This window comes from Paenibacillus sp. FSL R7-0345 (genome assembly GCF_038595055.1).
Classification (GTDB): Bacteria; Bacillota; Bacilli; order Paenibacillales; family Paenibacillaceae; genus Paenibacillus_AQ.
In genome coordinates this window covers 2,613,508-2,624,438 of sequence record NZ_CP152002.1, presented here as the reverse complement: position 1 = coordinate 2,624,438, position 10,931 = coordinate 2,613,508, and the positions used below count along the sequence as shown (strand labels likewise).

Below are 10,931 nucleotides of genomic sequence, written 5' to 3'. Positions count from 1 at the left end.
TACATTTGGGCCACTCTGGATACTTTGAAAAGCTGCGATTTCCTTTGATTTTTAATAAGGCGCCTTCTCCCCCACATCGTGATCAAAATCAGCAACAATCAGCATATCCATATGCCGGGCATTCCGCAGCAGGTAATGAACGGCGCTTTCCTTAAAAAGCGTATACCATAGCGGCTTGCGCGCGTATCCGACAATAAGCTGCGTGGTTTGAACCTCATTCATTCTTTGAAGCAAATCGCTGTGCACTCTGCGCCGGTGGCTTGTTTCAGCTGCCTCCATTTTGCCGCCGAGCCGTTCCGTTAAATGACGCAGCGCCTCCAGCCGCTTCTGCTCCTGTTCTGTCTTAAGTGCACCGCAATGTACATAATGGACGAACCATTCGGCCTTCAGGCGGTAGGCGATACGGAAGCCGCGGCGGATCAGCCTCTCGGAACGCGGACCCAGATCTACACAGACAAAGATCACTTCACGCCTGCTCCAGGACCCCCGCAATGAAATATCACGATCCCACGCCTCCAGCCGTTCATCCACGTCATCAGCAATTTCACGCAGCGCCAGCTCCCTTAAGGCTATGAGATTCCCCATTTTGAAAAAAGAGGCCAAGGCCTGCTTTACCTTTTCCAGCGCATAAATTTTCCCTTCCCGCATCCGCTCCTGCAGCATTTTGGGCGTGACGTCAATCAGCTCAACCTCATCAGCCATTTTTAAAACAGCATCAGGAACGGTTTCCCTGACCCTGACGCCTGTTAATTGTTCCACAGCATCATTCAGACTCTCCAGATGCTGCACATTGACGGTTGTAATCACGGAAATCCCACAGTCCAGCAGCCGGATTACATCCTCGTACCGCTTCTTAGTGCGGCTCCCCGGGACATTGGTGTGGGCAAGCTCATCGACAAGCACGACCTCAGGATGACGGGCGATAATAGCATCAGTATCCATTTCCTCCAGGAGGGCTGCCTGGTAGCTAATTCTGGCCCGCGGAATCACTGGCAGCCCGCCAAGCTGCTCCATGGTCTCCTTTCTGCCATGTGTTTCCAGAAGGCCGATCACCGCATCTATCCCCTTTTTCAGCAGAATATTCCCTTCCTGAAGCATTTTATAGGTCTTGCCCACACCCGGTGCTGCTCCGATATACACTTTGAATGTCCCCCGGCGGATGGTTTCAATTTTCTTTTCAATTTCTGTACTGCTCAGCCGGTGAAATGAATCCGCTGCCCCTTTAGGCTTCGCTTTAACGGGAAGAATCCGCTCCCCTTCCTGCTCTGCACGGTCAGCCATCAGAAACAGATCGATATTGCGGATTCTTCTCAGCACCCTGTTTCCGGTGGAGCCCTGCCAGAATTCCTGCCAGCGGTTTTTATTGGAATGCCCCATGACAATCCGGGTCACATTATTTTGGGTTGCGTAACGAACCAGCATGGAAGGAAGCTTGCGAAGATGCGGTAACAGAAGCTCATCAAATCTGGCATCCACCTTTTTCACCAGCTTTTGAATAGAGCGTTTGAACACCTGCTGATCCTTCGTCAGCTTCTGGTCGGGCAATACAAACGTTACAACCTGCAAATCCCCGTTCAGCCGTTTGGCAATCTGCTGCCCCCTCCGCACATACAGCGAACCATTCCAGTGGTATTGGGCGGATACCAGAATCCGCTCTATAGCACCGGAAGGGCCGATAAGCCCGTGCTCCTCCCGGTATTTTTCAAGGGAATCGTTGACTCCTTCCGCAACCAGCCTAAGTGAGATTTCACGGAGTACCCCTAAGTTTCCGCGGTGGAATATGGCAGGGTCGGGCTCATCGCCCAGCACCCCTTCATTGATCCGGTTTAAAATCGTCTCGGGGGATACATCGATCAGCCTGACCTCGTCCGCCAGCTCAAGCGTGTTCAGCGGGACCGTTTCTTCCGCCCGGAGCCCTGTCTTTTCATAAATCATCATCGCTACCCCGGCCAGCTCATACACATTGATTGTTGTAATGACGCTGATTCCGTGATCCAGTAAATAGCGGATATCCTCCAGCCTTGTCTGAAACCGCGCCCCGCTGCGGTTGCGGTGTGCAAGTCCGTCCACCAGCACCACCTCCGGGTTCCGTTCAATCAGTTCCTCCAGTGGAAGGTCCTTCAGCTCCTTGCCGTCCTTGTGCCAGCGGATGCTGGGCACCCGTTCCAGATCAAGGGACTGCTCTACTGTATCCGCCCGCTGCATGGTCGAGACTGCGCTGATTACAACATCGATCCCCTGCTGCTTCAGCAGCCTTCCTTCATGCAGCATCTGATAGGTTTTGCCCGAACCGCTAACCGAGCCGATAATAATCTTCAGCCGTCCCCGGTGCAGGCGTGAAATGGAATAGAGAATTTCTTCAGGTGTCTTGCGTTTGTACGGCGCCATCGGCTTACTTATCCAGCAAAGCCATATTCAGCTTTAGCACATTTACACGTTCTTCACCGAAGATCCCGAGGTCGCGGCCCTCTGTATACTCTGCTACCAGTGCCTCGAGCTGCTCTGCCGGGATGCCGGTCAGGTTACTGATCCGGGGAATCTGAACTGCTGCCGCCGCCGGGGATATATGCGGGTCGAGGCCTGATCCGGAATTGGTAACCAGATCAACCGGAAGCTCAGCGACAGGCACATCCGGGTTATCGGCCTGCCATTGATAAATGAAGTCGCTTGTGCGCTGCAGCATATCCGGATTGGACGGGCCGTAATTGTTCGATCCGGAACCTGCAGCGTTATATTCAATTGAGGATACCCGGCCGTGGAACAAAGCGGGGTTCGTAAAGCTCTGGCCAATCAGCTCTGAGCCAACCGCTTGACCTTTGTTATCCTTCAGCAGACTTCCGTTCGCCTGGGACGGCATTAAAGCCTGTGCTATAGCTGTGGAAGCCAGCGGGTATACAATCCCGCAGAGGATGATACATATCGCACTTAGTCTCACTACACTTAAAATATAGGAAGCTTTTGATTCATGCTCCTGTTCTTGCTCCTGTATATAATCATAATCCATTTTCTTGTTCATCCTCTCTGCCGCGTATGTGCATTAAAATCAGATCCAGATACTGACTAGCAAATCAATCAGTTTAATTCCCAGGAACGGTACAAGTACCCCTCCAAAACCGTAGATAAAAATATTCTGGCGCAGCAGCCTGATGGAGCTCATCGGTTTATACGATACACCCTTCATCGCCAGCGGAATGAGCAGCGGAATAATGATTGCATTAAAAATCAGGGCTGAGATGATCGCTGAGCTTGGTGACCCCAGGCCCATAATGTTCAGTACATTCATTTCCGGAATCGCCAGGGTAAACATCGCAGGGATGATCGCAAAATACTTCGCTATATCATTGGCGATACTGAAGGTGGTCAATGCCCCCCGGGTCATCAGCAGCTGTTTGCCGATGGCAACAACCTCGATGATTTTCGAAGGATCAGAGTCCAGATCGACCATGTTGGCTGCTTCCTTAGCTGCCGAGGTTCCGCTGTTCATGGCAAGCCCTACATCCGCCTGGGCCAGTGCCGGGGCATCATTCGTACCGTCGCCGGTCATCGCAACCAGCTTGCCCTCTCTTTGTTCACGGCGGATGACTTCAATTTTATCCTCAGGCGTGCTTTCGGCGATAAAGCCGTCCACTCCGGCCTCGGCGGCGATGGTTGCAGCGGTGAGCGGGTTATCCCCCGTACACATAATGGTTTTGATGCCCATTTTACGCAGCTCATCAAAACGCTCCTTCATCCCCGGCTTAACGGTATCCTTCAGATAAATAAGCCCGTAAATCCGGCTGCCTACTGCTACCGCAAGCGGAGTTCCCCCTTTGCCGGCAATCACACTCGCGTTCTGATCCAGATCATCCGGGATATATCCGCCCTGCGATAATACCCAGCGTTTAATGGAATCTACCGCTCCCTTGCGGACCACCCGGCCGTCGTTCAGATCCATCCCGCTCATCCGCGTCTCTGCCCGGAATTCAATAAATTGTGCACCGGCGACCATACCGGAATCATAGCTGCAGCCTAGTTTCTTAACCAGCTCGATGACTGACCGGCCTTCCGGTGTCTCATCCTTTACGGAGCTGACTGCTGCCCAGACCGCCAGATCCTCAGCAGTCTCGCGGCCAACCGGAATCAGTTCACTGGCCATCCGGTTGCCGAAGGTGATGGTGCCTGTCTTATCAAGGATCATCGTATTGATATCCCCGGCAGCTTCGACCGCTTTACCTGACATGGCAAGCACATTAAACTGGGTAACCCGGTCCATACCGGCAATCCCGATTGCCGACAGGAGTCCCCCGATGGTTGTCGGAATGAGACAGACCAGCAGGGCGATCAGCACCGGAATGTCAAGATCAATATCCAGATATCCGGCAATCGGACGCAGTGTGACTACCACAATCAGAAAGATAATCGTTAAGCTGATCAGCAGGGTGTTCAAGGCAATCTCATTCGGCGTTTTCTGCCGTTTGGCTCCCTCTACCAGGGAAATCATCCGGTCCAGGAAAGATTCCCCCGGATCGCTAGTAATCCGCACCTTAATTTCATCACTTACAACTCTTGTGCCACCTGTAACGGAGTTAAAGTCGCCGCCGGCCTCTTTAATAACAGGAGCCGATTCCCCGGTAATCGCCGATTCGTCTACGGAAGCGAGCCCTTCAATGACTTCACCGTCACCGGGAATCAGCTCACCCTGGCTGACAACAACCACATCACCTTTTCTCAGCTCGGAGGAGGAGACTATTTTTATCGTGCCGCCTGATATTTTATTAGCCGATATCTCCTGTTTCGTTCTTTTGAGTGTATCCGCCTGTGCTTTCCCTCGGCCTTCCGCGAGTGCCTCTGCAAAGTTAGCGAACAGCACTGTAAACAGCAGGATACAGAATACAGCAAGATTGAAGCCGAGCGAATCTCTGGCGTCAAAATATCCCGGAGCCAAAATCATCAGCAGAACGATCACCGTTCCGATCTCGACCACAAACATGACCGGATTTTTAACCAGCGTCACCGGGTTTAACTTGATAAAGCTCTCTTTAACTGCATTCTGCAGGATCGGCCCTGTCAACAGCTTCTTTTTTTGCACAGTACTCATCTAATGTTCTCTCCCCTACCGTAGAGTCAAATATTCTGCAACCGGACCAAGCACGATAACCGGCAGGAATGTCAATGCGCCAATAATAAGCACCGTAACGATCAGAATACCGGTGAACAAGCCGTTGTCTGTCCGGAAGGTTCCGATGGTTTCAGGTACTGCCTTTTTACGGACCATAGAACCGGCAACCGCCAGCATCGCAATAATCGATACGTAGCGTCCCATCAGCATGACAACACCGGTGGTCATATTCCAGAAGGAGGTATTGTCAGCCAGTCCTTCAAATCCAGAGCCGTTGTTAGCAGCAGAGGAGGTGTATTCATACAACACCTGAGTTAACCCGTGGAAGCACGGATTTGATATGGAACCATGGCCTAAGTCCGTCAAAAACGCACCCGCCGTAGGTGCAAGTATAATCAGGGGATGAACCAGAATGACTATGGCAATCAGCTTCATCTCCCTGGCTTCAATCTTTCGTCCCAGAAACTCCGGTGTTCTGCCGACCATCAGTCCGCATAAGAAAACACCGAGAATAGCATACATCAGCATATTAATCAGCCCGACACCCTTGCCGCCGAATACGTTGTTCAGCATCATAAGAGCCAGCGGCGTAATACCTCCAAGAGGCGTTAACGTATCATGCATATTGTTGACACTGCCTGTGGTCGCAGCCGTTGTTACTGTAGTGAACAGTGCAGACTGCGCAATGCCGAAGCGGACTTCTTTTCCCTCCATACTGCCCTGCGAAGCATTGATCCCCATCGCGTTAATTGCCGGATTGCCTTGGCTTTCCGCATAATAATTCAAACTAAGCAGCAGTACAAACAATGTCATCATGGCACTGAAAATCATCCAGCCCTGGCGTTTGTTCCTTGCGAACTTGCCGTACATATAAGGCAGAGAGGCCGGCAGCAGCCACATCGACAGAATTTCAACCACATTAGTCAATGGACTCGGATTCTCAAAAGGATGTGCCGAGTTGGCACCGAAGAAGCCGCCGCCGTTCGTTCCGATATGCTTAATGGATTCCAGTGAGGCAACCGGCCCCACCGTAATCTGCTGCGTCTGTCCTTCGAGTGTAGTTACTTCAAGTGTCGGTTTCAGCGTCTGCGGGACTTGAAGGGCTACCAGCGCAAGCGTGACCAGCAGAGCCAGCGGGATAAATACCCGGGTATGCGCTTTGACAAAGTCTTCAAAGAAGTTCCCCAGCGATTTGCGTCCGGTTATTCCTCTGACAAAAGCCACCACCACAGAAAATCCGCTTGCCGCCGAGGTAAACATCAGCATGGTCATCACAGCCATTTGCGTGAAATAGGACACTCCGCTTTCCCCGCTGTAATGCTGCAGGTTCGTATTTGTGATAAAGCTGATCACTGTATTAAAAGCTAGCGTTTCTTCCATTTTGCCGATTCCGCTTGGGTTAAACGGCAGCACACCCTGCAGGCGCAGGATCAGATAGCCGAAGGCCACCAGCACAATATTCGTGGTCAAAAAGCTGACCGCATACCCTTTCCACGTCATTCCTCCACGTTTACGGAGTCCGCTGAGCCTGAAGATTCCCCGTTCCAGCCCTCCGAATATGTTGTCCGTACGGTTTGGCTCATTAGAGAATACATGATACAGATATGTTCCTGCCGGTTTGACCAGCAGCACCAGTATGGCAACGACAATGACGATTTGCAGAATACCCACGAATGCCCCTCCTTAAGTTAATGCTCCAGAAATATTTTTTATAGGAATCTCGTATAAAAATGGTTAGAACTTCTCCGGGTGAATCAGGGCATATACGAGATACAGAAACAATAGCAAGGTTGCTATAATGACCACTGTCATTGCTTCGCTCCCCCTTTGTCTTCAACCACTCGCTCACACCACTGTGCAAATGCATAGAACACTGCGAAGATCACTGCAAGCGCAGCTGCCATATACACATCCATCATCGCCTTACCACCTCTCCTGTTTTGGACATTCTCTTTTTCTCTTTCTATTTCAGCCTATCATCTTCAACATTAGATCAGGGTTAGAGAACTCCTAAGCAAGTTAAGATTTCGTAAAGAACCCTTTTACTGCTCTAAAGCTCATCATTAAAGAAGCATTAAGATTCATTTGTCCCTGTTTAGATTGCATTAAAAAGCCGGAAAAAGCGCGATAAATCCAGAAAATCAGAGTTAACTCATTATTATTTTAATTTTTTGCTTCTTTTTGGTCATTTAAGTCCTTATTTCCAGACCAGAGCATCTTTTCGGTATTTTACAAACAGAAAGGCCCGGCGTATGATTCCTTTCAAACCATTGCTGTAAGGGGTAGGGAAAATGACAGAGAATAGAGTCTATTATTTCGGAATTCACCCTAATGTGCTGGAACCGGCGAGTCTGGAGTATTCCAGCTTCGGCGCATTCTGGTATGTGGAAAATAATCAGAGATACATTGTCGGCTACGGGTTTGGGGCTGCGCAGCTTGCTGTGCTCGCTCAATTCAGGGCTTTTTCCGCGCATCTTACTTGTTCGGATAAACAAATTCTTACTGATATTTATACAAGCATCCGGAATAAACAGCAGGAGCAGGATTGGGAGACCCGCAAGAGACTGCCTGTTATGACCGCATTTAAAAAGCCCTGGAAGGACACGCCTCCAGGCTGGTATGTGCTGCGATCGCGTGAAGCCTTTCCTTTGCACTTGTCTATCGTGCACAAAACCAGATATTCCGTTTGGCTCGAGCACGCTGCTGTGTGTGAGAATGAAGCTGAAATAACCGCATGTATAACCAGGGCGGAGCAAGCCCACAATCTGCAGCGGAGATTCAAAACGCCGGACTCATCCGGAGGCCTAAAATTATGATTAACGACAGGCTGTCACGTATCGAGCTTTTCGCCTTCAGCAGCCGGCCGTCCTTTATGCATCATTCAGAACCCTACGGCTGCTGGTATGGGGTATTGAAGCTCACATGCGGAAAACAGATTTGCTATAGCGATTGTGTGCTCTGCGCGGGTGATCATGCGGTAGATTTGATCAAATGGGGTTCTTTTCTGAAGGGGATCTGTCACTGCACGATAGAGGAAGCTGATGATTACGTACGATTACACGGCCGGGAATGGACGCCTGATCAGCTTATTTTGCTTAAAGCCGCACTTGAGTACAGGCTTGCCAATTCAAATAGGGAGCACAGTCAGCTGAACGCCCCGGTATTATTCAGAGAAGCTGTTTCCTACTATTCGCTTATGTAAAGTTAGGATAGATCAAAAAACAAGACCCTGTCCATTGGTTTCCGGCAGGGTCTTGTTTTTATCCATTTATGCATTCCGTCTATACGCACGCACCGCCAACAGATAAGCAACGATCAGGATTCCGGTACACCACGCCAGAGCCGCCCAAATATCAGAGCCTACCGGCTGGTCGGAGAGCAAGGCGCGGATCGCTTCAACAATTGGGGTCACCGGCTGATTTTCAGCAAAAACACGCACCGCTTTGGGCATAGATCCGGTCGGCACAAAGGCCGAGCTGATGAAGGGAAGGAAGATTAACGGATAGGAGAAGGCACTTGCGCCTTCCACTGTTTTGGCGGATAGACCGGCAATTGCCGCGATCCAGGTTAAGGCGAGTGTGAACAGCACAAGTATACCAGCCACAGCAAGCCATGCTAAGACCCCTGCCGGTGAGCGAAAGCCCATAAGGAGGGCTACGAGGATAATGACGATAATAGATAGAACGTTGGATACCACTGAGGTCAGCACATGCCCCCACAGCACTGTGGAACGCGCAATCGGCATGGAGTTGAACCGTTCAATGATGCCCCGCTGCTTATCCAAGAACAGACGGTATGCCACATAGGCTACGCCGCTGGCAATCGCCATCAGAAGGATGCCCGGCAGCAGGTAGTTCACATAATTACCGCTACCTGTTTCAATTGCGCCGCCAAACACATAGACAAACAGCAGCATCATGGCAATCGGAGTGATACAGACCGTAAAGATTGTATCAACGCTCCGGACTATATGACGCATGGAACGGCCCAGCATCACACTCATGTCGCTAAAAAAATGGTTTTTTGCCGTCTCCATCAGATCGCCTCCTTCTTACCGGTAATTGCGAGGAAGATTTCCTCTAAGGTCGGCTGTTTCTCAATATACTCTACCTTGGCAGCCGGAAAACGTTTTTTCAGTTCCGCAAGTGTACCGCCCGCGATAATCCTGCCCTGATGCAAAATAGAGATCTTGTCGGCAAGCTGTTCTGCTTCCTCAAGATACTGTGTGGTCAGGAACACTGTCGTGCCGCCGGCGGCAAGCTCCTTTACGATCTTCCAAACCTCAAGCCGGGCCTCAGGATCAAGACCGGTAGTCGGCTCATCCAGGAAAATGATCTGCGGTTTCCCGGCAAGACTGAGCGCGATATCAAGCCTGCGGCGCATCCCGCCTGAATAAGTGGAGGGCTTACGGTCTGCAGCATCCTTCAAGCCAAAACGGTTCAGCAAATCCTCCGCAACCTGACGCGGCTGCTCCAAATGACGCAATTTGGCGATCATGATCAGGTTTTCCCGTCCGGTCAGCATCTCGTCTACGGCTGCAAACTGCCCGGTCAGACTGATGGCCTGCCGCACCTTGCCGGGAGCTGATGTAACGTCGAAGCCATTAACAGCTGCTGTACCTTCGTCCTGTCTGAGCAGCGTGGCGAGAATGCGGACTATCGTTGTCTTGCCAGCACCGTTACTGCCGAGCAAGGCGAAGATTTCACCCTGCTCTACATCAAAATCGACTCCTTTTAATACCTCTGTATGCTTAAAGGATTTTCGCAGTCCCTGCACTTGAATGGCTTTCTTCATCCCGTTAACCACCCTTCACTTCAATTTATCCGTTGCCTGGTTCATGGCCTTGGCTACTTTCTGGTCAACCGCCTCCTGATAAAGGTCCTCATAGGTTTGGGAGTCCTTGATCAGCTCGTCACAGAAGGCTGCGACGTCATTGCCTGTCACTTCGAGCACCCCTTTCCCTGAGGCAGCGCCCTCTTCAAACAGATCAACAATTCCCGAGAGCAGCTCCGTCCCCTCACCCAGCTCCACCGGCCCGACTTTAAAAAGATACTTTTGCAGTTCCTTATAAACAAACTGGTAATCCTGCGGGAGTGACTTAACACGCGCCATATGCGCCTTCCACTCTTTTCTGCCCTCGATCATATCCCGTATGCTCATATTCAGTCCTCCTATTTGCCTAATTTTTTGGCTATATTATGATTAAGCTGCTCGCGCCACTTGTCGCGGTAAGACTTCGCGCCTTCTTCGCCTGCCAGTGCTGCACAGAACCCTTTGATATCGTCACCCAAAACCTCATGGACACTCTGGCCATCCGCTGCCGCTATTTCCAGCAGGCCGAGCACACCGTCAAAGACCGGCATCAGGTTGCGGCCGCTGAAATCCGAATGCGGCCAAAGATTGGTTTTAATGGACTCCCAGGCCGCCTGATAATCCGCCGGGAGCTCTTTTACCCGTGATTCAAACGCTATAAATTCCTTTGTCATATCTCTGCCGGTAATCTTATCCCAAAAGTTCATTGTTCTCTCCCCTTTAGCTCATTCATTTTCGATGAGACGAACTCCCATTTATCCCAGAACTTCTGCAGCACCTCGCGCCCCGCATCATTAATGGCAAAAAACTTCCGCGGCGGCCCCAGTTCGGAGGGCTTCTTGGTGGTATCCACCAGCTTGTTTTTTTCAAGCCGGATCAGGATGGTGTATACCGTTCCCTCCACAACATCTGCGAAGCCGAGGGCATTCAGCTGCCGTGTAATTTCGTAGCCATAGGTATCTTGGCGGCTTATAATCTCCAGAACACAGCCCTCAAGCACGCCTTTGAGCATTTCTGTCAG

The 10,931-nt window shown here is 50.9% G+C and carries 11 protein-coding genes; 2 read left to right on the top strand and 9 right to left on the bottom strand.

Features of this window, described 5'->3' with window-relative positions; translation table 11 throughout:
* Positions 1-51: 51 nt before the first annotated feature.
* Genes NST84_RS10935 through kdpA form a run of 4 tightly spaced genes read right to left on the bottom strand, consistent with a single transcriptional unit; the run spans position 52 to position 6,769 of the window.
* The gene (locus tag NST84_RS10935) at positions 52-2,388 is read right to left on the bottom strand and encodes a histidine kinase (protein ID WP_342565595.1); all 2,337 of its coding nucleotides are present in this window, start codon (positions 2,386-2,388) and stop codon (positions 52-54) included.
* 4 nt (positions 2,389-2,392) lie between these two features.
* Positions 2,393-3,016 carry a potassium-transporting ATPase subunit KdpC gene (kdpC, locus tag NST84_RS10930; RefSeq protein ID WP_342565594.1) on the bottom strand — a complete coding sequence of 208 codons (624 nt, stop codon included), beginning with the start codon at positions 3,014-3,016 and terminating at the stop codon, positions 2,393-2,395.
* Positions 3,017-3,043: 27 nt separating this feature from the next.
* Positions 3,044-5,077 (bottom strand): potassium-transporting ATPase subunit KdpB, encoded by a 2,034-nt coding sequence (gene kdpB, locus NST84_RS10925; protein ID WP_342565593.1) that lies wholly within the window; start codon positions 5,075-5,077, stop codon positions 3,044-3,046.
* Positions 5,078-5,092: 15 nt separating this feature from the next.
* Entirely contained in the window at positions 5,093-6,769 is a 1,677-nt protein-coding gene (kdpA, locus tag NST84_RS10920; RefSeq protein WP_342565592.1) for a potassium-transporting ATPase subunit KdpA, read from the bottom strand.
* Positions 6,770-7,389: 620 nt separating this feature from the next.
* On the opposite strand from kdpA, the gene NST84_RS10915 reads away from it, so the two are divergent.
* Positions 7,390-7,914 (top strand): hypothetical protein, encoded by a 525-nt coding sequence (locus NST84_RS10915; protein ID WP_342565591.1) that lies wholly within the window; start codon positions 7,390-7,392, stop codon positions 7,912-7,914.
* Entirely contained in the window at positions 7,911-8,300 is a 390-nt protein-coding gene (locus NST84_RS10910; protein ID WP_342565590.1) for a hypothetical protein, read from the top strand. The genes NST84_RS10915 and NST84_RS10910 overlap by 4 nt, the downstream gene beginning before the upstream one ends.
* A 66-nt stretch (positions 8,301-8,366) precedes the next feature.
* Here the strand turns inward: NST84_RS10910 and NST84_RS10905 are convergent, their stop codons facing one another.
* The 5 genes from NST84_RS10905 to NST84_RS10885 are packed head-to-tail and all read right to left on the bottom strand — an operon-like array spanning position 8,367 to position 10,922.
* Positions 8,367-9,134, bottom strand: coding sequence for an ABC transporter permease (locus NST84_RS10905; RefSeq protein ID WP_342565589.1), 768 nt, complete (start codon positions 9,132-9,134; stop codon positions 8,367-8,369).
* The gene (locus NST84_RS10900; protein ID WP_342565588.1) at positions 9,134-9,892 is read right to left on the bottom strand and encodes an ABC transporter ATP-binding protein; all 759 of its coding nucleotides are present in this window, start codon (positions 9,890-9,892) and stop codon (positions 9,134-9,136) included. The genes NST84_RS10905 and NST84_RS10900 overlap by 1 nt, the downstream gene beginning before the upstream one ends.
* A 15-nt stretch (positions 9,893-9,907) precedes the next feature.
* On the bottom strand, positions 9,908-10,258 hold the full coding sequence (locus tag NST84_RS10895) for a DUF1048 domain-containing protein (RefSeq protein WP_342565587.1): 351 nt from the start codon (positions 10,256-10,258) through the stop codon (positions 9,908-9,910).
* A gap of 11 nt (positions 10,259-10,269) precedes the next feature.
* Positions 10,270-10,617 (bottom strand): DUF1048 domain-containing protein, encoded by a 348-nt coding sequence (locus NST84_RS10890; RefSeq protein ID WP_342565586.1) that lies wholly within the window; start codon positions 10,615-10,617, stop codon positions 10,270-10,272.
* The gene (locus tag NST84_RS10885) at positions 10,614-10,922 is read right to left on the bottom strand and encodes a PadR family transcriptional regulator (protein WP_342566400.1); all 309 of its coding nucleotides are present in this window, start codon (positions 10,920-10,922) and stop codon (positions 10,614-10,616) included. Before NST84_RS10885 ends, NST84_RS10890 begins: the two co-directional genes overlap by 4 nt.
* Between the last annotated feature and the right edge of the window lie 9 nt (positions 10,923-10,931).